This is a genomic window from Halosimplex rarum, assembly GCF_047715405.1.
GTDB lineage: Archaea > Halobacteriota > Halobacteria > Halobacteriales > Haloarculaceae > Halosimplex > Halosimplex rarum.
The window spans coordinates 4,207,329-4,229,531 of sequence record NZ_CP180412.1; the positions used below are offsets into that span (position 1 = coordinate 4,207,329).

A 22,203-nucleotide genomic window follows, 5' to 3' on the forward strand; every position below is an offset into this window, starting at 1 on the left:
GGAAATCGATCGCGCGATGCGCTACCTGCGGCTCGCGGTCCACCAGGAACCGTCGGTTCGCCACCCGATGCACCAGTTCGTGGTCGAGCACGACGGGTACAGCGTCTCTCGACTCCTCCAGTACAACATCACGCTCGAGGACGAACCGGCGTTTCTCTTCCACGTCGACGGCGACCCGGAGCCGTACGAACCGGCGCTGCGGGAGACCGAGAGCGTGCGGACCTACGAGATATCGGAGTGTCCGGACGACACGTTCTATCTCTACGTTCGCGAAGCGATCCCCGAGCACAGCCGGGACTTCATCGGAGCGTTCACACAACCGGGGCTGGTGGGGTTGATGCCGGTCGAATATCGCGAGGACGGGACGGTCCGACTGACCGGCGTCGGACCGGCGGAGATGCTCCAGGCCGCCGTCGACGAGACGCCCGAGGGCATGGACGTGGAGGTACTGGAGATCGGGGAGTACGACGCCCGCCGACTCGACGCGGGCAGCGACCTGACCGACCGGCAGTTCGAGGCCGTCGTCGCCGCGGTCGACTGCGGCTACTACGAGACGCCCAGCGAGGGGACCGTCGCGGAGGTGAGCGAGCGACTCGACTGCGCGCCGGGGACGGCCGCAGAACTGCTCCGCCGGGCCGAGCGCTCGGTCATGAAGAACGTCGTCTCGACCGGCCCGTTCTGACCCGACCGGTCTGTTCTGACCCGACCGGCCTGTTCTGACCCGATCTGTGCCGGGAGCCATCCGAACGCAACCCCTTTCCTGACACTGTTCCAAGTGCGCGCATGGACCTGGCCGACCGGGAGTGGCGGCTGATCACCGAGGAGTCCCGCTCGGGCCCGATGAACATGGCGCTCGACGAGATCGCCGCCGAGTCGGCGGCCGACGAGGGTATCCGGACGCTACGCGTCTACCGCTGGGAGCCCAGCACGCTCTCACTGGGGTATCACCAGGACCCCGCGACTATCGACTGGGACGTTTGCGAACGCGAGGGGATCACGGTCACGCGCCGGCCCACCGGCGGTGGCGCCATCTACCACGACGAGCGAGGTGACATCTCCTACTCGATCGTCGCGCCGGCCGACGAACTCCCCGGTGATCTGCTGGAGTCGTACGAGTTGCTCTGCGAACCGCTGCTCGATGCCTTCGAGGGCATGGGCGTCGATGCGGGGTTCGCCGCGGAGGAGCGGCCGGCGCTGTACCAGCCGGCGTGTTACCTGCGTGCGCTCCACCCTGCTCACGACGTGGTGGCGAGCGACGGACGGAAGATATCGGGGAACGCCCAGTACCGCCAACGGGATGCCGTCGTCCAGCACGGATCGATCACCTTCGAACGGACGACCGACCGCCACCTCTCGTCGTTCGCCGACCCCGACGCGACGCCCGCAGACTTCGACGATCGGGTGACCAGTGTGGTCGAACAGGCCGGTATTTCACGCAGGGAGGCCGTCGGCGAACTGACCGACGCGCTCCGTAACCGGGCTGATGCCCACGAAGGAACGTGGTCCGAGGCGGAACTGGCCGATGCTCGCGAGCGCGCGAACGAGAAGTTCGCGACCGAACAGTGGACCCGCGACGGCGACGACCCGACCGACTGATCCTCCGGTCGGGCGCGCTCCCGCTCGCCCCGCCGGCGTCCCCGTATTTTACGGGACTCGTCCCGTCGACATCCAGTGACAGCGATCAGATGGTAATTATTGCGCACCTCTCTTCGACGGCCGAGACGTCTTCTCGACGGCGAAATTCATAGATTCCGATCTAACGAACCTGACCTATCTCTTCGAGCGGACAAGATTCAAGGCGGTCCCGACACACCTTCCCCGAACAGAGCAATCGCTCACCGTGGAGAAGACCGTGGAAGTAGGACGCCTGGTCTTTCTCCCTCCGGCGAAATAAGCTTTACCCACGGATAGCGGCGCCTCCGGTCGACGGCGGGCCCGTTCGTGGGGGGAACCCACGGGAACATGGACAACTCACGCGAATCGAACGCAGCACGCATCGATCGGACGGACTCCTGGGCGGACCGCTGGGCGGACGCCGAGGCGCTGGGAACCGGTGGGGGCGGTCGCTCCCCGCCGTTTTACCGCCGCGACGCCATCTCGCTGCTCGCGCCGACGGCGCTCGCGATAGTGTACGGCATCGTCGTGCTCGTCACGGGCGGGGGCGTCTTCGAGACGGGTCAGCCCTTGCCGGGTGCAGCCGTCGCCTTCGGCCTGCTCGGGGCGCTCTTTGCGGTCGCCGCCCACGGCACGCTCAGGCTCTACGACGACGCGCGGACGGTAGCGCGGGCGGCGGGCGACTGGCGCCCGAACCCGTGGCTGTACGTCGCGAACGCGGCACTCCTTCTCGTCGCCCTGCAGGCGGCGCGGTTCGCCGTCGCCGGCCAGCCGGTCTCCGCTCCCGTCCCGACCTACGTCGGTGCACTCGTCGTCGCCCTCCCTCTCTCCTCGCTCGTCGCCGGTCCCGTCTACGTCGCCCAGCGGTACAGGCACGCCTGAGCGAAGCGATCCGACTTCTTGCTGAGTTCCGCCGACCGGTCAGACGACCAGCAGCCCGACGGCCAGCCCGACGAGGAGACCGAGGGCGACGAGCAAGACCTTCGGGAGGAGCGCCTCGACGCGCCGGCGCCCGCGCGGCGTGTCGCTCAGGCGGTCGGCGGTCCAGGTGAGTGCCCGTCCCCCGGAGCGGGCGAGGAAGCCGACCCCGCGGCCGGCCACGCCGACGATCGCACCGGTGAGGTAGGTGAGGAACTGCGCGGCCTCCCAGGCGGGGTCGGTCGCCGGCTCGGCGCCGCCGTCGCTCGCGGCCGTCGTCGTCGCAGCCGCCCCGCTCGCTCGGCCGCCGGTCGACCCGGTGTTGGAGGCGGTCGCGTTCGCCGTCGTCGTGCCGTCCGCGTCGGCGACGTCGTCGCCGGACGACTCGTCTTCTGTCGAGCCGTCCGTACCGTTCGGATCAATTTCGTCGGTCGACTTGCCACCGTCTGCCGGTCCGTCTCCGACGTCGTCGCCCGTGACGTCGGCGTCGACGGCGGACTGGAGTTCCGCGAGCAGGTCGCCGTCGACGGACTTGAGGTCAGGGCGGTCGACGCTGTCGAGATCCGGCGTCGCGCCGGCGTCGAAGGTGCGCTTGCGGCGGAACGTCACGCGCTGGACGCGGTCGTCCCAGTCGGTCATCACGATCGCTTCGCCGTCGTCCAGGTCCTCGACGTCCTCGGCGGCGTCGTCGCCCAGGATGCGCCCGACGACCTTGGTGTCGTTCTCCCAGGTGAGCCGGTGCCAGACGAGCCAGTCGCACTGGGTGATGTAGTCCTTCGAGACCGAGGCCGGCCGCTGGGAGAGCGCGCAGACGCCCAGTCCGCGCTTGCGACCCCGCTTGGCCACCCGGATCAGCGTCTCGCCAACTTCGTCGCGGCCGCCCTGCTCGGGCACGAACTCGTGAGCCTCCTCGACGATGACGAGGAACGGCGTCTTCGCCGTCTTCTCCCGGACGAACAGCTCCTCGACCACTTCGCCGACGAGTTCGCGGCCCTCGTCGGGGTCGCGGTAGCCGGAGACGTCGAGGATCACCGGCATCTGGCGGTCGAGCGCGACGGCCGCGATCTGCTCGGCGTGGCCCGGGTGGACCTGCAGGTCGCAGTGGTCGTCGCCGCCGACGTGCAGGAGTTCGAACTCCTCTTTGAGGCCGTAGTACTCGCCGTCGGTGTCGACGATCAGCAGTGGCACCTCGGCGGCGAGCAGTTCCTCGGCGACCACGCTCACGGTGTTTGACTTCCCGCTGCCGGACTTGCCGGTGATGAAGCCCCTGCCGGTCAGGACCTCCAGCGTCGGCATGGAGAAGCCGTCTTCCGAGAGCGTGATCGCGTCGGGCGTGTCGGCCATCTCGCCGTCGATATGTACGCTACCCGTAAATGCTTCGTGGCCCGATTCTCCCTCGCTGTTGTCGAGGGGACCACTCCGCCAGCAAGCTTTTACCCCCGCCGCCGGATCCCCGACCATGGCGCTGTCCGACCGATTCGGCGAGCGACTCCGGCGCGTCGTCGGCACGCGGGCCGCCCTCGGCGTCGCCGGGCTGACCGTCCTGCTGACCTGCGCGTTCGTCGGCCTGCTCGCGTTCGTCAGCGGCGCCCGCCCCGACGTGGGCTCGCGACTCCCCTACTACGTCCTCGCCATGGCCGTCGTCTTCGTCGCCGCCGTCTTCCGCCTCGACGACCGCGAGCGCCAGGGCACCCACGTCCTCACCTCGGTCTCCGCGGTGTCGGTCGTCGCGTTCGTCCTCGTCGGCCTCGCCGTCGAAGGTGTGGTGTACGCCGTGCAGAATCCCGGTGAACTGGTGGCTTCTCAGCTGATCGTCTACTTCGCCGCGGCCGCGCTGATCTGCACCGGCGTCACCGTCTGGGGCCTCCACCACTGGCGCGAGTTCGCTAGCAGTGAGTGATTGTATCCGTGTCGTTGGTCGGTTCCCCGTCTGTTCTGACGTTCGTTTTGAGTCGTGATCGTCGTCGACATCGAGCGACGAAAGCCCTCGGCCCGCTCGCTAGGAGTCGATACCGCAATTGCCAACAAGCGACGAAAGCCCTCGGCCCGCTCGCGCGGTCTGCGCGGGATATCCTCGGTCGCTGGCGCTCCCTCGGATAGGGCCCGCGCAGACCGCGCGACCGTGCTCACGGCTCGCTTCACTCGCCGTTCGCCAATCGTGGCGCTCCCGTCGGTCGCGCCACGCGCGCCTCGCCCTTTCAGTCCACCAGGGACACCACAACTGCACGGCACAGCACCGCGCCTCACGCCTCCCCAACCGACTGCGCTTCTCGCTCACTTCGTTCGCTGCGATGCTCATCCCTCGCGCGGCTACTGTCGCGCGATGAAACGCGCGACAGCGCGCGCCACCGCGCTTCAAAATTGGCGTCTAGACAGGTGGCGATCGGTCGCAGATCGCTTCGATACGACTTTCCCGATCCGTTCCCTGCGGTCTGCCATGATCCGGATCGGCGCACACACATCGATCGCGGGCGGCGTCCCGAACGCCGTCGACGAACAGCTCGAGATCGGCGGCAACTGCGGGCAGATATTCACCCACTCGCCGCAGGTCTGGCAGGATCCGAACATCGGCGACGACGAGGCCGCGGAGTTCCGCGACCTCGTCGGCGAGAACGACCTCGGCCCGTGGGTCATCCACTCGTCGTACCTCGTGAACCTCTGCACGCCGAAAGACGACCTGCGCGAGAAATCCGTCGACTCCATGCAGAAGGAAGTCGACGCCGCCGACAAACTCGGCGTCGAGTACGTCAACGTCCACCTCGGCGCGCACACGGGCGCGGGCGTCGACGGCGGCCTCGACAACGCCGCGAGCGCGCTGGACGAACTGGACATCCCGGGCGGCGTCACGGTCCTCGTCGAGTCCGATGCGGGCTCGGGCACGAAACTCGGCGGCGACTTCGAGCACCTCGCCGAGGTGCTGGACCGCTCGGCGCAGGACCTCGACGTCTGCCTCGACACGGCCCACATGTTCGCGGCGGGCTACGACCTCTCGACGCCCGAGGGCGTCCAGGAGACCGTCGCGGAGTTCGACGAGGTCGTCGGGCTGGAGCACCTGGAGTGCATCCACCTCAACGACTCGAAACACGAGTGCGGGACGAACAAGGACGAGCACGCCCACATCGGCGAGGGGCTCATCGGCGAGGACGGGATGCGCGCGTTCCTCAACCACGAGGACCTGCTCGACGTGCCGCTCGTGCTGGAGACGCCCACCGAGAACGGCAAGAGCTACGCGTGGAACGTCGAGCGCGTGCGAGAGCTGCGTGACGCGTAGCGAACGACGATTGGAGTGAGTGAGCGTCACGTTTTGGCGAACGGGGAACGAAGTGACCCGTGAGCCTGCGAGACGCGGAGTGACCGACGAACGCCGGTGAGACGGGGCGAACCGTTTCCGACGGTCAGTCGGTGACGACGACTACCTCCTCGTTTTCCAGGTCCACCTGCGCTTCGGCAGTCACCGCGCCGGTCGCGTTCCGTATCTCGACCTCCACGTGGCCGTCGTAAGTCTGTTCGCTGACGGTCACCGAGCCGTCGTGGCTGTCGACCGTCGCGTTCTCGACTTCGAACGTCCCGGTGCTACCGACCTTGGTCCCGTTCCCGGCCGACGCGGTCCAGTTGCCGCCGGCGGCGTCGAGTGAGACGTTGGTGGACTGGACCCGGTCGGCACTAATCCCGTAGATCGGCTCGACGGCGAGTTCGTACCCGTCCAGTTCGGCGAGGCGCTGGCGGACGCGGTCGTCGCTCCGGGTGATCGCCTTCGCTCGCTCACGGTCCGCGGGCGAGAGCGGTCCGTCGTCGGTTTCGACGGCCAATCGCCCGTCGGTCGCGCTCATCTCGACGGCGGCGACCCCGGTCATGTTCTCCACGACGGTGACGGTCTCGTCGGTCCCCGAGAGGGTGACGCCGTGGTCGGAGACGCGGAACTCCGCGGCCGGCGTCCGATCGGTGAGCGGCCCGCCGACGCCGAGCGCGGTCCCGGCGTAGCCAACGCAGCCGCCGAGCACCGCGAGCGCGACCAGCGCCACCGCCCGCAGTCGGATGTCGGTCATCGGTAGACCGTTGTCCGAAAGGCCTCATCAGCGTTCGGCTGAAAGCGGTTCGGAACGCGTTTCACCGGCGTTTCGCGGGAAACAAACCGGTGGGAATTAGGGGGTGTCGCGGGATGGCCCGGAACGTATGCCGTCCCTCCAGCGACGCCAGCTCGCCGCGGCGGCCGCGTTCGTCGCCGCGGCGGTGGTCCTCGCCGTGCAACTCATCACGCCCTCGCCGGTCGTCGTCTCCGTGGGGGAGAACGGGACGACCGTCTCCGAACTCGGGACGTACTTCACCACCGAGGACGTCGCGGTCGTCGCCGCCGCTGCCGCGCTGCTCGGTGCGAGCGGGACGTACCTCCTCGCGGGCCACCGCTCGACTCCCGACGGGGCCGGCGGGGTAACCAGCGATGGCAACGCGTCGATCGCCGGTCGCCACTCCACCGCTGGCGCCGACGACCCGGTCTCCGCGGACCGGTCGTCCGGGCCCGAACCGAGCGACGAACTCCTCGAAACGCGCCGCGAGGAACGAGCGGAGATCGCGGCGCGACTCTCGACCAACGAGGAGGCCGTCTACGACGCGGTGCTTGACGCCGACGGCGTCCTCCCGCAGTCGGAGATCGTCGCCGGGACGGACCTCTCGAAGGCGACGGTCAGCCGCACGCTCGACACGCTGGAGAGCAAGGACCTCCTCGAACGCAGGCGACGGGGCATGGGGAACGTCGTCTTCCTGCGGTGAAATACGTCGGAAGGGCTCTCGGAACGGTGATTCCGGCCGTTTCCAACGGGGATATATCCGGTCTTTCGCGCAACGTCCGCTCGCCGTGGCGCGGTGTCCAGGCCGGGGTCGGCCCGCGCGGACACACGTGCCACGCGCGCAGACACATGAAACACGGAACCCTGATCGCGTCCCTCTGCGTCGCGGCGCTGGCCCTCGGTGGCGCCTCCGTCGTCGCGGCGGATCTCGGGACGCCCGACCGACAGATAGCACAGCACGACGACTCCCCCAACGTTACCGTCGAGGTCGCCGATCCCGACGGCGAACTGACGGCCGACGAGCGCGAGCGGGTTCGCTCGCTCGTCCACGGGGACGACGCCGTCTCGTCGCTGGCCGACCGCTTCGAGGAGGGGACGGTGACGCTGACCGTCAGCGGGATCGACCCGAGCGACCGCGTCCACATGGACGCGACCGCGCCCGACGGCGGCCCCGAGACGATCGTCGTCGCCGACCTCGACGAGAGGTCGGTGAGCGTCGAAGACGGCACGCTCGTCGACGACAGCGAGGTCGTCACCCGGACAGTCGACAGCGACAACGTCACGATCGTCGACGGGGCGTGACGACCCCGCGGACCGCCGGACGAACCGTCAGGTAGCTCTACCGCCGTCGCCGGTGTCGGCGACGGTCGTTCCCTCCCGTCACCGATCGACTGCTCCGAGATATTAACACCAGTATGACACTAATCACGCGTTTGTTGCCGGTTACGACCGCTCGATGCTCTCGACGTTGAGGGGCTCGTCGCGGCCGTGTCGATGGCGGCGTCCGTCGACGGCGCCGCGGTGGCTGCGGGGATCGACTGGGGGCCGCTGTCGCCCACCAGTTCTGCGCGGGGTCGCCCGCCGGCAAGCGTCTTCTGCGAACCGGCGAGCGAGCGATCCAGCCTCTTCGCCGGGTGGGTGGTCCGACTTCGCCGTCCGCGCGGTCGCGACCGGGGGTCACCCCTTCTCGACCGCGCCGGGCCGGTTCTGCACGCGGGGATAGCGAACCCCGAGGGCCTTCCAGTCGAGCCAGCGGGCGCCGGGGCGGTCGTCCGCGAGCCTACCGATCGGCGGGCTGCCGCCGGTGGGAACCCCGTCGACGGGGCCGCTGGGATCGACGGCGTCGGCGACGTATTCGAGGGTCTCGTCGGTCGCGGCCCAGACGCCGGCGGCGCCAGACGGGAGCGCGACGCCGACGTTTTCGAGGCCGTCGAGCGGCCCCGCGAGGTGGCGCGTCGACTCGCCGTCTATCCGCTGTTCGAGCGTGGCGTAGGCGTAGAACTCGATGTCCGCGCCGTCGGCGGCGCGGTCCTTGACCGCGGGCGCGAGTTCGAACAGTTTGTTGTAGCCGACCTCGACCTGTTCGGGGTCGAGCGTCCCCGTCGCGTCGTCGGTGGCCTCGACGGGAGCGACCTCGTCGGTCGCGGTGTCGTTGGTGACGTACCAGGTCACGTAGCTCTCCTCGCGGTGGCGGTGCCGGCGAGCGACGACAGACATCCCTTTGTGCGGGAGGGAGGCGCTGACCGCCGGCAGATCGGTCGCGGGCCCCCGCACCGCGAGTACGAGGACGTTCCGGTAGGTGACCGGCGAAATCGACTCGCGGACGCGCTCGGCATCACCGCCAGCGTCGGTGAACCCGTCCGCGCCGACCAGCGAGTCGACGAAGTTGTGCGTCCCGGTGCCCGTCGCGGCGACGACGTAATCGGGCTCGAAGTGGACGGTCAGGTCCTCGTGAGTCTCGACGGTGAGTCCGTCGAGCGCGGGAGGCGATCCCGCTCCGTCGGCGAACGCGAACTCGGCGATATCGCCGACGACGATGCGCTCTTCGTGGCCGTCGGCGAGCGCGTGGACGAGCGCCTCGCGGTCGATCGCGTACTCGTCGACGGCAGTGACGTGCTCGCCGCTGCCCTTCGCGAAGATCGTCCCGTCATGGTAGATCTCGGGTAGCCCGTCGATCCCGCGTTCGTCGTACTCGTAGCCGTGGTCGTCCCACTGCGGCGGGAGGTACCGGTAGGGGTGGTCCGTCGAGCAGACGTACCACTCGCCGCCCGCGACGGGGACGCGCTCGTCCTCGGCGAAGGGGAGCCACCGCTCCTCGACGGCTCGGCGCTGATCGGCGTCGGGGTCGAGGTACCCTTTCGAGAGCGTGCCCGGCCAGTCGAACGACTGCCCGGCACCCAGCGGCGCGTTGGAGACGAGCGCGGCCGCGTACCCGCGGTCGGTGAGTTCGTTCAGGAGGAGCAGTCCCTGGATCCCGCCGCCCACGACCAGCACGTCCACGTCGGCGGTCGGGAACCACCCCAGGCGCTCGCGGATCCGCTCGTACAGCGCCACCCCGGTGTCGAACTCCGGCTCGTCCGCTGGCATCTGTTGTCCCCGCTTTTCACGCGGTCTACAAAGGTCTGATCACCCACAACTCGCCCACCTGGGCATCCACCCGCCCACCAGCGCACCTGGGTATCCACCTGCCCACCCAACCACCCACATCGTTCCGCCCGGGGTCCCCGGGGCCCGTTACTGACGGCCCTCGGGAGTCACGACTCCGGCCCGTAGAGTTCCACTTCGAGGAGTTCGAGGTGGTCGCGGCCGCTCTCCCGGTCGGACTGGTGGCGCTCGCCCGTGATCTCGACGATTTCGCCGAACGGGTCCTCCACCTGGGTCACGCCGGCCAGCGCGATCGTCACGCTCTGCCCGTCGACCGGGTCGAACGAGATCCTGTCGTAGGCGAGCGTGTGTCCGACGTCGCCGCTCCACACTTCCCGGCCGTCGACGGCGACCCGGATCGGGTACCCGGTCGTGCGGTGGCCGCCGACTTTGAGCCGCACCTCGCCGACGGTCGTCGGCTCGTCCAGGTCGAACCGGATCCACGCGTCTCCCCGATCGCCGGCGCTCTCCCACGAGCTGAGTTCGTCGTCGTCCATCGCCTCGTCGGCGTCGTCGGCGTTCGACCCCGCGGTGACGTCTCCCACCTCCAGGGATCGACCGTCGGACTCGTACGCCGGCCCCTCGGGCGTCGGACCGCGGTCGAGGTTCGCCGGCAGCCCGTCGCCGGGCAGGTGCGGAGTCAGTCCGCCGGTCGTCTCGATCGGCTCTGTCTCCAGTTCGACCGTCGCCGGTTCCAGCCCGTCGCTCCGCGCGGTCAGCGTCACGGTTCCGGCCTCCCGCGTGGAACGGATCAGCACGCGGTTGACCCCGAGTTCGACAGGCAACTCCTTCGAGAGGATATAGTTGTCGGGACCTTTGGCGATCCCGCCGCGCCACTCCGCGGGTCCGTCGAGTTCGAACTCGATCTCGTCGAACGCGACCGGGTTCCGCCGCCCCTCCTCGTCGACGACTTCCACGTCGACCAGCGCGAGGTCGTGGCCGTCAGCGCGCCAGCCGGTCGGGGACGTTCGCGGCGTCAGTTCGACAGCGACCGGGTCGCCGACGGTCTCCGCGACGTCCTCACAGACCTGCTCACCGGTGTCGTCGTAGCCGACCGCACGGAGCGTCCCCGATTCCCACTCGACATCCTCGAACGTGAACAGGAACCGGTCCGACTGCGTCCCGTGGCTGAGTGACTTCCCGTTCCGGAAGAGTTCGACCTCGTCCGCGCCGGAGACGACCGTGACGTCCGTGACTGTCCCGGGCTCGTAGTTCCAGTGGCCCATGATCGCGGCGTGGACCTCCTCGACGTCGACCCAGCCGTCCCAGATGGCCTGGTGGGCCCAGAAGGCGTCTTTGGGGATCCGCATCGGATCGACCTCGCCGCTGCGCCGGTAGTTCTCCTCTCCTCGGTAGTGCGTGTTGGTGTCGCTGAAGACGATGTTCAGCGCGCCAGCGTTGACGCGGTCGCCGGTTCCCGGGCGCTCGCGCCAGTACTCGTACCACCGCCTGACGTCCTCGGCGGCGAAGGTGTCCTGGTTCTGGTTGTACCGCTCGCCCTCCCCCTCGCCGCTACCGTCCTCGTGGTACGGCGGGGACTCGGCGTCCCAGTAGCGCCGCAGCCCCTCGCTGCGGTTGTACTCCGTGGCGAACATCGGCTTGTCCGCGCTCTTGTTGACGTAGAGCATCTCGCCGCCCCACTCGGCGACGTCGCTGTCGAGCATGTCGCGCGACCCTATCGCCCGGCCGCCGTGCGGGTCGAACCGGTCGCGGAGCCGGACCAGTTCCTCCATGTGCTCCTCGCTGATGGTCTCGTTGCCGCCCTCGTAGAAGAGGACGCTGGGGTTGTTCCGATTGTAGATGATCGCGTCGCGCATGAGTTCGGCGCGCTGTTCCCACTGGCGGCCGTCGACGTCGCTCTCGGCGTCGCCCGCTGGCAAGAGCTGGACGAGCCCCATCCGGTCGCAGGATTCGACGTCCTGCTTCCAGGGAGTGACGTGCATCCAGCGCACGGTGTTCGCGTTGCTCTCGACCATCAGCCCGTTGCTGAAGTCGCTGAGCCAGGCGGGGACGCTCCGGCCCACGGCCGGCCACTCGTTAGTCGTCCGCTGGGCGTACCCCTTGAGGTGGACGGTGCGGTCGTTGAGTTCGACTTCCCCGTCCTCGAAGGCCGTCTTCCGGAAGCCCGTCTCGGTGGTGACGGTGTCGACGACCTCCCCGTCGACCGTCAGCCGGGTGGTCACGTCGTAGAGGTAGCCGTAACCCCAGCTCCAGAACTCCAGGTCCTCGACGTCCGCGGACGCGCTCAGCGTGCGCGTGGCGCCGGGCGCGACCGACCGCTCGCCCGCGTCGAACTCGGCGACGGTCTCGCCCTCGGGATCGCGGATCTCGACGTCGTACCCGACTGTCCGTTCGCCGGCGTGCTCGTTGCGTATCTCCGATTCCGCAGTGACGGTGCCCGTGCCGGCGTCGACGTCGATGTCCTCGGCGTAGACGTAGACGCCTGTCGTCCCGAGCCACGAGTACAGCGGCAGCGTCTGGTAGAGCCGGTCGGTGACGTGCAGTGTGACGTTCTTCGTGATCCCGCCGTAGTTCGCGTTGAAGTTGTGGTCGGCCCACTGGTAGCGCTCGCCGGTCGCCTCTTCCTCGTAGTCCCAGTCGTTGTCGACCCGGACCGCGAGGACGTTCTCGGCGGGCGCGGGCTCGGCCAGCTCCGTGAGGTCGAAGCCGAACGCCATGACACCGTTCTCGTGACGGCCGACGAACTCGCCGTTGAGATACACCTCGGCGGCCTGGCGGACGCCCTCGAACTCGACGAACACCTTCTTGTCAGCCGCGTCCTCGGGCAGCGTGAACGTCTTGCGATACCACGCGATCCCCGTGGACAGCCCGTAGATGTCCTCGCGGAACGCCTCGTCCTCGTTCCAGGCGTGGGGCAGGCTCACCCGCTCCCAGTCCTCGTCGTCGAAGTCTCTCGACTGCGCGTCGTCGAACTCCCCCACCCCGACGCGCCAGTCGGGGTTCATGCTGTAACTCTCGCGGCGTCCTGGCTCCGGCTCGTGTGCTGATCCTGTCATTGTGGGTCGGTATCGATCTACGGACGCCATGGCGGGCAGCCACTACTTATCCTTACTCGTCTCGGAAATCCGCGCCCGTGAACGGTGCCGCGCCGGGAACCGATCCGCCGAGTTCCCGCCCGGACCGACGGGCATTTGCCCCCGGCGGACAGACTGGCCAGCCAGTGCGACAGTTCAGCGCCGACTACCTGGAGACCACTCGCGAGGGGATGTGGGCCGACTCCCGCGAGGCGCTCGCCGACCTCGAACTCGACAGCCGCGAGTGCGTCCTCGACGTCGGCTGCGGCACCGGCGAGCTGACCCGCGTCCTCGCCGAGGAGAGCGGCGCCGAGGTCGTCGGCGCCGACGTCGACCCCGACCTGCTCTCGGTCGCCGGCGAGTTCGCGCCGGTCGTGCGCGCCGACGCCACGCGTTTGCCGTTCGTCGCGGACGCCTTCGACCTGGTCGTCTGCCAGGCGCTGCTCATCAACCTGCCCGACCCCGTCGGTGCTGTTCGGGAGTTCGCCAGAGCGTCGTCGGATCTCGTCGCCGCGGTGGAGCCGGACAACGGCGCCGTGACGGTCGACTCGACCGTCGACGCGGAACCCCCGCTCGCTCGCCGGGCGCGCGAGCGCTTCCTCGACGGGGTGGAGACGGAGGTGACCATGGGTGCGAGGGCGCGCGACGTGTTCGAGGAGGCGGGGCTGGACGTGGTGTCGACCCGCCGCTACGACCACGAGCGCGTCGTTTCCCCGCCCTACTCGGAGGCCGCCGTCGAGGCCGCCCGCCGGAAGGTCACCGGCGAAGGCCTGGCCGACGACCGCGAGACCATCCTCTCCGGGGAGACCACCGCCGGGGAGTACGACGAACTGCGCTCGGCGTGGCGCGCGATGGGCCGCGACGTGGTCTCGCAGATGGGCGCCGGGTCGTACGTGCGCACGGAGACGGTGCCGTTCTTCGTGACCGTGGGTCGGGTGTAGCCGTATCTTTTGAACGCTGCCTTGGTGCTCTCGACTCGAACTAAACGACATCAACCGCAGTGGACAGCAAGTGACGAAAGCCCTCGGCGCGCTCGCTGGCAGTGCTTTCTACCGCAGTGAGCAACAGGCGTTGAAAGCCCTCGGCGCGCTCGCGGTCGCTGTCTCCGAAAATCGGAGATTTTCGGGATGACGAGAGACGCCGTAGGCGTCTCTCGAACCACGCGGGATATCCTCACTGCGTTCGGATAGTGCCCGCGCAGGCGACTCCGTTCGCTTCGCTCATCGCGAGCACACCTCGCCCTTTCAGTCCGCCAGGGACAGCGGAACCACACGGCACAGCACCGCGCCTCACGCCTCCCCAACCGACTGCGTTGCTCGGTCGCTTCGCTCCCTGCGCTACTCGCCCCTCGCACGGCTTCGACTCGCGGTCCTCGCAGGGCTCGGCACGCTCACGGGTCGCTTCGCTCCCCGTTCGCATCGAGGCGTTCGCTTCGCTCACGCCTCGCACCGCTCGACAGCGCGCGCCGAAAAGAAGATCCCCGGGGTTTCGATTTCAGTCGTCGGCGGGAGCGGCTTCGTTCGACTCCCAGTAGCTGACGTTCGCGGGTTCGTAGAGGTCCGTCGAGAGGTAGCGCTCACCGGTGTCGGGGAGGACGACGACCACGAGGTCGTCGGGCCGTTCGCGGGCGACCTCGGCCGCGGCGGCCAGCGCGGCGCCGGCGGAGACGCCGGTCAGGATACCCTCTTCGCGGGCGAGTTTCCGGGTGGTCTGGACGGCCTCCTCGTGTTCGACGGCGCGGACCTCGTCGACGAGGTCGGTCCGGAGGATCTCCGGGATGAACCCGGCGCCGATGCCCTGGATGGAATGGGATCCCGCGTCGCCGCCCGAGAGGACGGGCGAGTCGGCGGGTTCGACGGCGACGGAGTCCAGATCGGCGCCCTGCTCCTCCTCGAAGTACTCGGAGACGCCGGTGATCGTGCCGCCGGTGCCGACGCCGGCGACGAACACGTCGATCTCGCCGTCGGTGTCCTCGTAGATCTCCGGGCCGGTCGAGCCGCGGTGGGCCTCGGGGTTGGCGATGTTCTCGAACTGGCTGGCGACGACGCCGTCGCGCTCCTCGGCGATGGCGTCGGCGGCCTGGATGGCGCCGTCCATGCCGCCGTCGGCGGGCGTGAGGACGACCTCCGCGCCGAGGGCCGAGAGGAGCGAGCGGCGCTCCTCGCTCATCGACTCGGGCATGGTGAGCACGAGGTCGTAGCCGCGGGCGGCGCAGGCCATCGCGAGGCCGATGCCGGTGTTGCCGCTGGTGGCCTCGACGACGGTGGTGTCGTCGTCGAGGTGACCCATGCGCTCGGCGCGGTCGAGCATCGCGGCGCCGATGCGGTCTTTCACCGAACTCGCGGGGTTGAACGACTCGACCTTGCCCGCGAGGTTGTCGGCGAACGAGTCCAGCCACACGAGCGGCGTGTCGCCGATCTCCGCGGCGATGTCGTCTGCGATTTCCATCGTCCCGAAGTAGGCGCTCGCGACGGATTTGCTGGCGCCCTCAACATCGGGGGGATTGTCGTCCCCTTCGCCGGCGGCGAGCTGTCGGATCGCTTGCAGAATCGCCGTTCTGGAAACTGTTAATTGGCTGCTGGGTGACCAGCCGGTATGGACCCACGAGTCGAGGACCACGCGGACGTCATCGTCGACCACTCGGTCGGGATCGAGGCCGGTGACGAGGTGCTGATCTCGGCGTCGCCCGAGGCGGAAGACCTGGTCGTCGCGCTGGAAGAGCGCATCGGCGAGCGCGGCGCCCACAGCGTCACGTTCGGCGGCACCGGCCGCACTCGCCGGGCGTTCATGCGAGCGATGGACCCCGAGGACTACGACGAACCGTCGGAGACGCTGATGGCCGTCGCCGAGGCGATCGACGTGGCGATCACGATCCGCGCGTCGCGCAACACCCACGAGACGGGCGACATCCCGCCGGAGAAAAACGCCGCGTTCGCGCAGATCATGAAGCCCTTCCAGGACGAGATCATGGGCAAGCGCTGGGTCGGCACGCAGTACCCCGCGCCGGGCAACGCCCAGGACGCGGAGATGAGCACCGAGGCCTACGAGGACTTCGTGTTCGACGCCGTCACGAAAGACTGGGACGAACAGCGCGAGTTCCAGGCGAACCTGGTCGAGATCCTCGACGGCGCCGAGGAGGTCCGGATCGTCTCGGGCGACACGACGGACGTGACGATGAGCGTCGAAGGGATGGTCCCCGTCAACGACTACGCCGAGAAGAACCTCCCCGGCGGCGAGGTGTTCACCGCGCCCGTCCCCGACAGCGTCGAGGGCGAGGTCCTGTTCGACATGCCACTGATGGCCCAGGGTCGGGAGGTCGAGGAGGTCCGTCTCGTCTTCGAGGGCGGCGAGGTCGTCGAGTTCGAGGCCGCGAAGAACGAGGAGGTGCTCGCCGCGGTGCTGGACACCGACCCCGGCGCGAAGCGACTGGGCGAACTCGGCATCGGGATGAACCGCGACATCGACCGATTCACCTACAACATGCTGTTCGACGAGAAGATGGGCGACACCGTCCACATGGCGCTCGGGCGGACCATCGACGAGAACGTCCCCGAGGACCGCGACGACCGCGAGGGCAACGACTCCGCGGTCCACATGGACATGATCGTCGACATGAGCGAGGACTCCCGGATCGAGGTCGACGGCGAGGTCGTCCAGCGCGACGGTACCTTCCGGTTCGAAGAGTAGGGAGGTCCGAGCGGAGCGAGGACCTCCGACATCCGAGCGGGGAACGGAGTGACCCGCGAGGAGTAACCGCGGATTCGCCGACTGCATTTTTCGACTGGTGCGGTCGTGACGAGCGAAGCGAGTCGCTCGCTGTTCGCTGCGGTCGCAGTACCCGGGAGCGAGCCCCCGGCTACCCGGCCGATTGCTCCGAGAACTCGCGGTGTCCGAGTATCCGAGTGACGGATCTCAGGACGAGCGGTCGTCGGTCACGGCGGGACGGACGGTGATCCGGTCCCCGTTGACGATCGAGACCTCGTACCCGTGGAAGGCGAACGAGACGCGCAGCGACTCGTCCCGGTCGTCCGCGGCGTCGTACAGGGCGTCGAGCGCCTCCGGATCGACGCTGTCGTACAGTTGCGTCGAGAGGTCGGTCGGTTCGACCCCGTCGACCGTCGCCACCGCCTCGACGACGACCTGGGTGATCGGTTGGTCGTCGGTGATCTCGGTCGTTACGAACCCCGGGTCGGTCTCGTCCATGCGTCGAGTTGCCTGACTCATACGTTCGGTCTACTTGCCAATTACTGGGACACTACGTTGTTATTCACCGCCTATACCCCGAAAAAACAGATCAGGCCGAAAAAGGAGGTAAATAGGACCGGTTGATCCGGGTCGGTCCGATCGCGTCCTCGGAGCGGACCGTGCGGCTGTGGACAGGCGAGACGCGATCCGATCAGACCACGTCGCCGCGAACCGTGGCGCCCTCCTGGCGTTCGCGGTACCGCTTGACCGCCGCGGCGGCCTCCTCGGCGACGTCCGGTTCGGCGCCGAGCATCTCCAGGGCGCCCGAGAGCGTCGGCAGGACGAACTCGCCGTCCCGGAGCTTCTGGAAGGCGTCCTCGCTGCGTCGCCCACCGTCGGACTCGTCCGACGAGCCTCGCCCCGCTCCGCTCGACTCGGCGCCGACCCACAGACAGGCGCCGCGGGGGTCGAGGATGTTCTCGTAGTTCCCGGTAGCGAGTGCGCCTTCTAGCCGCTGGGTGACGTTGTCGTCGAAGCTGGCGTTGCACACCTCCAGGTGGACCGGTTCGTCGTCGTCGACGAGGTGGGCGGCCAGGCACTTCTCGGGGGCCGCGTAGCCGTTCGCGTTGGTCCGGACGTGTTCGGGGTACTCGGCGGCCCAGTCGGCGCGGACGGTCTCGCCGATGCCGTCGACGCCGAGGGCGAGGTCGTCGGGGTCCGTGTCGCCGTCGTCGCCGAGCAGGATGTCCTTGGTGAGGTAGACGTCGAGGCGTTCGACGGGGTCGAGACCGAGTGTCACGTCGCCGAAGACCCATATCTCGCGGACGGGGACGGGCATGCGGTCGTCTTCGACAGTGGCGACGAGGTCCTCGACGCGGGCGACGGCCTCGTCGCGAGAGAGGTCGGTCATGGGTAACCGGTAGCTCTCGGAGGGGGAAAACGGTTTCTCGACGGGTCGCCCCCGAGGACGCCGCGGGTACGGAGGTTTAAGGACCCGGTCGGTCAAGCATAGGCGATGCGACTCCGGACCAGGTTCGCGGTCGCGCTCGCCGTGCTAGCGCTGGTCCTCTCAGCGACGACGCTCGCCGGGTTCGTCCTCTACCGCGACGCGGTCGCCGACCACGAGCGCGACGAACTGTCGCAGTCGGCCGAGTCGGTCGCGACGCAGCTCGACACCGTGCTCGCGGAGAAACAGCGGCAGGTCCAGTTGTGGGTCGAGGCGCCCGCGCTGGTCGACCACGGGTCGATCTCCCAGCAGGCTCGGCTCGACTCGTTCGTCAGAACGACCGGGTTCAGCGGTGCCTCCGTCATCGCGGCCAACGGGACGATGACGGCGTTGCACTCCCAGGGGCTCTCGGCCGCGGAACAGGAGTCCGTCGTCGGACGGAACTTCGCCGGGCGGACGTACTTCCGGCGGGCGATGGCCGGCGAGACGTACGTCAGCGACCCGGTGCGGGCAGAAACGGGACACTTCATCGTGACGGTGAGCACGCCGCTGTACGAGGACGGCAGAGTCGTCGCGGCGTTCAACGCGGCCTTCCACATCGAAGCGGGCGACCTGGAGGAGATAGTCCGCGAGAACTCCGGGCCGGACCAGGGGATCCGCATCGCAGCCAACGGATCGACGGTGTACGCGGCGGGGCCGGTCGGCGGCGACGTGGACGTGATCACCGCGAACCGGACGGTGACGGGGACCGGGTGGACGGTCTCGGCGACGACGACCCAGGCCGCCTTCGAGTCCCAGCTGTGGACGGTGACCATGGCCCAGGCCGGCGCGTTCGGGCTGGTCCTCCTCTCTATCGCGCTGTTCGGCGCCTGGCTCTACCGGGAGTTCGTCGGGAACATCGAGCGCCTGCACCGCGGCGTCGGGTCGCTCGTCGACGGCAACTACGGGTCGACGGTCGCCCTCACCGGCGCGACCGAGTGGACGGAACTCGAAGCGCAGTTCAACGAACTGAGCGAGACGCTCGCCCAGCGCCGGACGGAGGTGATCGTCCTGAACCGCGTGCTCAGGCACAACCTCCGGAACGCGATGACGGTCGTCGTCGGCAACGCCGACCGCATCGCCGAGCGCACCGACGACGAGACGACCGTCGTCGAGGCCGACCGCATCCGCCGGCGCGGCGAGTCGCTGCTCGATCTGGCCGACCACGCGCGGGCCATCGAGGGATCGCTGGGCGCCAGGCCAGAGGAGTCGGTCCGCCGCTCGGTCGACGCCGTCGTCGACGAGGTCGCGGCGACCCTCGTCGAGGAGTTCCCGCACGCGACCGTCGAGACCGACCACCCGGACGAGCCGGCGGTGTTGCCCAACGGGGACGTGTTGCTGGTCGTCCTCGACGAACTCGCCCGGAACGCGATCGTCCACAACGACGACGGCCCCACCGTGCGGATCGCGGCGACGATCGCGGACGGTTCGGCGCGGTTCACGATCGCCGACGACGGCCCGGGGATGCCGGTCGTCGAGCGGCGCGTCCTCACCGAGCGGTTCGTCGAGACGCCGACCGAACACGGCGCGGGCCTGGGCCTGTGGCTGGTCAACTGGCTGGTCCACTGGGCGGACGGCGACGTGGCCGTCGACGTCGACGAGGGGACGACGGTGACCGTGACCGTCCCCTGCGAACCGCCCACCGACGGCGACAGCGGCGAGGCGTAGCTCCTCCAGTCACGCCCGACCGGGAACGAAACCCTGACGCCGCTCGCTCCGATACCTTCGCTCGATGGACTGCGACAAGTGCGGGTCGGAGGCGGTCATGCACGCCGCCTACTCGGGGCTCCACCTCTGCGGCGAGCACTTCTGTCGGACGGTGGAGACCCGCGTCCGCCGGCGCGTCCGCGAGGACAACCTGATCCCGCGGTCGGCGACGCCGGAGGACCCGGACACGTGGGTGATCGGGCTCTCCGGCGGGAAGGACTCGGTCGTCCTCACGCAGGTGCTCCACGACACCTTCGCGGAGGACCCGCGGATCGACCTCGTCGCCCTCTCGATCCACGAGGGGATCGAGGGGTACCGCGACGAGTCGCTCGACGCCTGCGAGGAACTCACCGCCGACCTCGATATCCGCCACGAGGTCGTCTCGTACGCCGAGGAGTACGGCGTGCAGATGGACGACGTCGTCGAGGACGACCCGGAGGGGATGGCCGCCTGCGCATACTGCGGCGTCTTCCGCCGCGACGCCCTCGAACGCTACGCCGAGGAGCTGGGGGCGGACAAGCTCTTCACCGGCCACAACCTCGACGACGAGGCCCAGACCGCGCTGATGAACTTTTTCGAGGGCGACGTCCGGCAGATGGCCAGCCACTACGACGCCTCGCTGGGGCCGTTCCCGGAGGAAGACCGCGACGGGAACCCGGTCGACGACCCCGTCGATCCGACCGAGCGGCCGCGCCAGCCACAGGACCACCACGTCCCGCGGGCGAAACCGCTCAGGGACGTGCCCGAGAAGGAAGTCGCCCTGTACGCGCACCTGCAGGACCTGCCCGCCCACATCACCGAGTGTCCCCACGCCGAGGAGGCCTACCGCGGCGAGGTCCAGGAGCTACTCCTCGGGATGGAAGAGAACCACCCGGGGACGCGCCACTCGATCATGGCCGGCTACGAGAAGCTGGCCGCGCTCGCCGCGAGCGCGTTCGGCGCGACCGAGCCGGCCGATTACGGCGAGTGCGATATCTGCGGGGCGCCCACGGGGCGCGAGATCTGTCGGAAGTGCGACCTGCTGGACGCGCTCGAAGCGGCCTGACCGACGGCACGGCGACTGTTCTCCCGTCGAGTCGCGACGCGTCGGTGAATCCGTGAGGCGAGTCGGTCGGTGTCTGACGAACCAGTAGAGCGCCGAGAAGCGGTCGCCGAACGGGTCGTGGGTCGAGCGGTGTCCGACGCGTCGGGCGGCGTCGTCACTCGGCGGGTGGAACCGAAAGAGAGAGTGGGTCGAGCGGTCCCGGGAGTTGTGGAGGGGTCTCCAGCGGGAGTCGGTCGACCCGGGAGCCGTCAGTCCGGACGGATGACGTCCAGACCGTTGTTCTTCTCGAGGCTGTCCCGGCCGCCGTCCGTGTGGCCGTAGCCGGGGTCGCCGCCGGCACTGCCGCCCGCACCGCCGCGGCCGCCGCTACCGCCGCTGCCGCCGGCCTCGTTGCCGAAGTCCGTGTCGATGTTCTGGCTGGCGTCGAAGGACGCGTCGTCCACGTCGTCGAGCGCTTGCCGCGACTTGTCGGCCTGCTTCTGGGTCGTCGGGCCGAGCACCTGCGCGGACTTGACGCCAGTCATGATGGCCATGACCCGCACTTTGCCCTTGTACTCCTCTTCGATGCGCGCGCCCCAGATGACGTTCGCGCTCGCGTCGAGGCGTTCGGTGATGTTCTGCGCGATGCCCTCGGCCTCCTTCAGCGCGAGGTCGGGGCCGCCAGTGATGTGGACGAGGCCGCCGGTCGCCCCGCGGTAGTCCACGTCGAGCAGCGGGTGGTTCATCGCGTCCTTGACGACCTCCTCGGTCTTGTTCTTGTCCTGGGTCTCGCCGACGAGCATGACGGCGACGCCACCTTGGTTCATGATGGCGGTCATGTCGGCGTAGTCCAGGTTGATCAGCGAGGGCTGGGTGATCGTCTCCGAGATGCCCTTGACCGTCTCCGCGATGATCTGGTCCATCACGGAGAACGCCTTGCCGATGGGCAGGTTCGGGACGTAGTCCAGCAGGCGGTTGTTGTCCAGCACGATGATGGAGTCGGCCTCGCTGCGGAGGTTCTCCAGGCCTTCCTCGGCCTTCACCGTGCGGGCGCGCTCGACGTTGAACGGCGTCGAGACCATGCCGACCACGATCGCGCCCTGGTCTTTGGCGATGTTCGAGACGACGGGGGCGGCACCGGTACCGGTCCCGCCACCCATGCCGGCGGTCACGAAGACCAGGTCGGCGTCGCCCAGGACTTCCTCGATGGTACCCTGGGCCATCTCGGTGGCGCGCTTGCCCATCTCGGGGTCGCCACCGGCGCCGAGGCCGGACGTCAGCGACTTGCCGACGAGGATCTTCGTGTCCGCCTCGATCATCTGCAGGTGCTGCTTGTCGGTGTTGATGGCGACCGTGTCGGCACCGTCGACGCCGATGTTGTACAGGCGGTTGACGGTGTTGTTGCCGGCGCCACCGCAGCCGACGATGACGATCCGCGGGTCACCGAATCCATCGCCCTCGGTCTCGTCCATCTGCTGCTGTTCCTGCTCGTCTCGTTCGAGGGCCTCCTTGACGATGTCCTGCATC

At 68.8% G+C, this 22,203-nt stretch carries 19 protein-coding genes; 11 read left to right on the forward strand and 8 right to left on the reverse strand.

Translation table 11 applies throughout. The annotated features are described in order from the left end of the window. The first annotated feature begins 16 nt into the window (after positions 1–16). The 3 genes from ACMGFH_RS20055 (at position 17) to ACMGFH_RS20065 (ending at position 2,496) form a co-directional block, all read left to right on the forward strand. Positions 17–682 carry a helix-turn-helix domain-containing protein gene (locus ACMGFH_RS20055; protein WP_415380382.1) on the forward strand — a complete coding sequence of 222 codons (666 nt, stop codon included), beginning with the start codon at positions 17–19 and terminating at the stop codon, positions 680–682. A gap of 101 nt (positions 683–783) precedes the next feature. Then, entirely contained in the window at positions 784–1,596 is an 813-nt protein-coding gene (locus ACMGFH_RS20060) for a biotin/lipoate A/B protein ligase family protein (protein WP_415380383.1), read from the forward strand. A gap of 366 nt (positions 1,597–1,962) precedes the next feature. Next, positions 1,963–2,496, forward strand: a complete 534-nt coding sequence (locus tag ACMGFH_RS20065) for a hypothetical protein (protein WP_415380384.1) — start codon at positions 1,963–1,965, stop codon at positions 2,494–2,496. 39 nt (positions 2,497–2,535) lie between these two features. Here ACMGFH_RS20065 and ACMGFH_RS20070 read toward each other — a convergent pair whose 3' ends face one another. After that, a complete protein-coding gene (locus ACMGFH_RS20070; RefSeq protein ID WP_415380385.1) occupies positions 2,536–3,876 on the reverse strand; it encodes an ATP-binding protein in 1,341 nt (446 codons plus the stop codon). A 115-nt stretch (positions 3,877–3,991) separates the two neighbouring features. Between ACMGFH_RS20070 and ACMGFH_RS20075 the strand changes: the two genes are divergently transcribed. Together ACMGFH_RS20075 and ACMGFH_RS20080 are read left to right on the forward strand one after the other, a co-directional pair. Continuing rightward, positions 3,992–4,432, forward strand: a complete 441-nt coding sequence (locus ACMGFH_RS20075; RefSeq protein ID WP_415380386.1) for a hypothetical protein — start codon at positions 3,992–3,994, stop codon at positions 4,430–4,432. Positions 4,433–4,969: 537 nt separating this feature from the next. After that, a complete protein-coding gene (locus ACMGFH_RS20080) occupies positions 4,970–5,803 on the forward strand; it encodes a deoxyribonuclease IV (RefSeq protein ID WP_415380387.1) in 834 nt (277 codons plus the stop codon). A 124-nt stretch (positions 5,804–5,927) separates the two neighbouring features. Here the strand turns inward: ACMGFH_RS20080 and ACMGFH_RS20085 are convergent, their stop codons facing one another. Further along, the gene (locus ACMGFH_RS20085) at positions 5,928–6,578 is read right to left on the reverse strand and encodes a hypothetical protein (RefSeq protein WP_415380388.1); all 651 of its coding nucleotides are present in this window, start codon (positions 6,576–6,578) and stop codon (positions 5,928–5,930) included. A gap of 127 nt (positions 6,579–6,705) precedes the next feature. Here ACMGFH_RS20085 and ACMGFH_RS20090 point away from each other — a divergent pair, with 127 nt between their 5' ends. Together ACMGFH_RS20090 and ACMGFH_RS20095 are read left to right on the forward strand one after the other, a co-directional pair. Beyond that, positions 6,706–7,299, forward strand: a complete 594-nt coding sequence (locus ACMGFH_RS20090) for a helix-turn-helix transcriptional regulator (RefSeq protein ID WP_415380389.1) — start codon at positions 6,706–6,708, stop codon at positions 7,297–7,299. 146 nt (positions 7,300–7,445) lie between these two features. Next, entirely contained in the window at positions 7,446–7,898 is a 453-nt protein-coding gene (locus ACMGFH_RS20095; protein ID WP_415380390.1) for a hypothetical protein, read from the forward strand. Positions 7,899–8,273: 375 nt separating this feature from the next. On the opposite strand, the gene ACMGFH_RS20100 is transcribed toward ACMGFH_RS20095, so the two are convergent. Next, a complete protein-coding gene (locus ACMGFH_RS20100) occupies positions 8,274–9,683 on the reverse strand; it encodes a hypothetical protein (RefSeq protein ID WP_415380391.1) in 1,410 nt (469 codons plus the stop codon). Between the two features lie 167 nt (positions 9,684–9,850). Further along, positions 9,851–12,757 carry a glycoside hydrolase family 2 protein gene (locus ACMGFH_RS20105; RefSeq protein WP_415380392.1) on the reverse strand — a complete coding sequence of 969 codons (2,907 nt, stop codon included), beginning with the start codon at positions 12,755–12,757 and terminating at the stop codon, positions 9,851–9,853. 164 nt (positions 12,758–12,921) lie between these two features. Between ACMGFH_RS20105 and ACMGFH_RS20110 the strand changes: the two genes are divergently transcribed. Further along, positions 12,922–13,716: a class I SAM-dependent methyltransferase gene (locus ACMGFH_RS20110; RefSeq protein ID WP_415380393.1), complete on the forward strand. Its 795-nt coding sequence runs from the start codon at positions 12,922–12,924 to the stop codon at positions 13,714–13,716. Positions 13,717–14,269: 553 nt separating this feature from the next. On the opposite strand, the gene cysK is transcribed toward ACMGFH_RS20110, so the two are convergent. Beyond that, positions 14,270–15,223, reverse strand: a complete 954-nt coding sequence (gene cysK / locus ACMGFH_RS20115) for a cysteine synthase A (protein ID WP_415380394.1) — start codon at positions 15,221–15,223, stop codon at positions 14,270–14,272. 147 nt (positions 15,224–15,370) lie between these two features. Here cysK and ACMGFH_RS20120 point away from each other — a divergent pair, with 147 nt between their 5' ends. Then, entirely contained in the window at positions 15,371–16,462 is a 1,092-nt protein-coding gene (locus ACMGFH_RS20120) for an aminopeptidase (protein WP_415380395.1), read from the forward strand. Positions 16,463–16,687: 225 nt separating this feature from the next. Here ACMGFH_RS20120 and ACMGFH_RS20125 read toward each other — a convergent pair whose 3' ends face one another. Together ACMGFH_RS20125 and ACMGFH_RS20130 are read right to left on the reverse strand one after the other, a co-directional pair. Beyond that, positions 16,688–16,999 carry a HalOD1 output domain-containing protein gene (locus ACMGFH_RS20125; RefSeq protein ID WP_415380396.1) on the reverse strand — a complete coding sequence of 104 codons (312 nt, stop codon included), beginning with the start codon at positions 16,997–16,999 and terminating at the stop codon, positions 16,688–16,690. A gap of 172 nt (positions 17,000–17,171) precedes the next feature. After that, a complete protein-coding gene (locus ACMGFH_RS20130) occupies positions 17,172–17,870 on the reverse strand; it encodes a hypothetical protein (RefSeq protein ID WP_415380397.1) in 699 nt (232 codons plus the stop codon). Positions 17,871–17,975: 105 nt separating this feature from the next. On the opposite strand from ACMGFH_RS20130, the gene ACMGFH_RS20135 reads away from it, so the two are divergent. Together ACMGFH_RS20135 and ncsA are read left to right on the forward strand one after the other, a co-directional pair. Further along, the gene (locus tag ACMGFH_RS20135) at positions 17,976–19,613 is read left to right on the forward strand and encodes an ATP-binding protein (protein WP_415380398.1); all 1,638 of its coding nucleotides are present in this window, start codon (positions 17,976–17,978) and stop codon (positions 19,611–19,613) included. Positions 19,614–19,677: 64 nt separating this feature from the next. Further along, the gene (gene ncsA, locus ACMGFH_RS20140) at positions 19,678–20,697 is read left to right on the forward strand and encodes a tRNA 2-thiolation protein NcsA (RefSeq protein WP_415380399.1); all 1,020 of its coding nucleotides are present in this window, start codon (positions 19,678–19,680) and stop codon (positions 20,695–20,697) included. Between the two features lie 248 nt (positions 20,698–20,945). Here the strand turns inward: ncsA and ftsZ are convergent, their stop codons facing one another. Beyond that, positions 20,946–22,202, reverse strand: a complete 1,257-nt coding sequence (gene ftsZ, locus ACMGFH_RS20145) for a cell division protein FtsZ (RefSeq protein WP_415380400.1) — start codon at positions 22,200–22,202, stop codon at positions 20,946–20,948. Position 22,203 lies beyond the last annotated feature (1 nt).

What these genes read in the sequence shown, in the direction of transcription:
- ACMGFH_RS20055 (WP_415380382.1), top strand. Translation starts at nt 17, where the DNA reads ATGCGCTACCTGCGGCTCGCGGTCCACCAGGAACCGTCGGTTCGCCAC.
- ACMGFH_RS20060 (WP_415380383.1), top strand. Translation starts at nt 784, where the DNA reads ATGGACCTGGCCGACCGGGAGTGGCGGCTGATCACCGAGGAGTCCCGC.
- ACMGFH_RS20065 (WP_415380384.1), top strand. Translation starts at nt 1,963, where the DNA reads ATGGACAACTCACGCGAATCGAACGCAGCACGCATCGATCGGACGGAC.
- ACMGFH_RS20070 (WP_415380385.1), bottom strand. Translation starts at nt 3,876, where the DNA reads ATGGCCGACACGCCCGACGCGATCACGCTCTCGGAAGACGGCTTCTCC.
- ACMGFH_RS20075 (WP_415380386.1), top strand. Translation starts at nt 3,992, where the DNA reads ATGGCGCTGTCCGACCGATTCGGCGAGCGACTCCGGCGCGTCGTCGGC.
- ACMGFH_RS20080 (WP_415380387.1), top strand. Translation starts at nt 4,970, where the DNA reads ATGATCCGGATCGGCGCACACACATCGATCGCGGGCGGCGTCCCGAAC.
- ACMGFH_RS20085 (WP_415380388.1), bottom strand. Translation starts at nt 6,578, where the DNA reads ATGACCGACATCCGACTGCGGGCGGTGGCGCTGGTCGCGCTCGCGGTG.
- ACMGFH_RS20090 (WP_415380389.1), top strand. Translation starts at nt 6,706, where the DNA reads ATGCCGTCCCTCCAGCGACGCCAGCTCGCCGCGGCGGCCGCGTTCGTC.
- ACMGFH_RS20095 (WP_415380390.1), top strand. Translation starts at nt 7,446, where the DNA reads ATGAAACACGGAACCCTGATCGCGTCCCTCTGCGTCGCGGCGCTGGCC.
- ACMGFH_RS20100 (WP_415380391.1), bottom strand. Translation starts at nt 9,683, where the DNA reads ATGCCAGCGGACGAGCCGGAGTTCGACACCGGGGTGGCGCTGTACGAG.
- ACMGFH_RS20105 (WP_415380392.1), bottom strand. Translation starts at nt 12,757, where the DNA reads ATGACAGGATCAGCACACGAGCCGGAGCCAGGACGCCGCGAGAGTTAC.
- cysK (WP_415380394.1), bottom strand. Translation starts at nt 15,223, where the DNA reads ATGGAAATCGCAGACGACATCGCCGCGGAGATCGGCGACACGCCGCTC.
- ACMGFH_RS20120 (WP_415380395.1), top strand. Translation starts at nt 15,371, where the DNA reads ATGGACCCACGAGTCGAGGACCACGCGGACGTCATCGTCGACCACTCG.
- ACMGFH_RS20125 (WP_415380396.1), bottom strand. Translation starts at nt 16,999, where the DNA reads ATGAGTCAGGCAACTCGACGCATGGACGAGACCGACCCGGGGTTCGTA.
- ACMGFH_RS20130 (WP_415380397.1), bottom strand. Translation starts at nt 17,870, where the DNA reads ATGACCGACCTCTCTCGCGACGAGGCCGTCGCCCGCGTCGAGGACCTC.
- ACMGFH_RS20135 (WP_415380398.1), top strand. Translation starts at nt 17,976, where the DNA reads ATGCGACTCCGGACCAGGTTCGCGGTCGCGCTCGCCGTGCTAGCGCTG.
- ncsA (WP_415380399.1), top strand. Translation starts at nt 19,678, where the DNA reads ATGGACTGCGACAAGTGCGGGTCGGAGGCGGTCATGCACGCCGCCTAC.
- ftsZ (WP_415380400.1), bottom strand. Translation starts at nt 22,202, where the DNA reads ATGCAGGACATCGTCAAGGAGGCCCTCGAACGAGACGAGCAGGAACAG.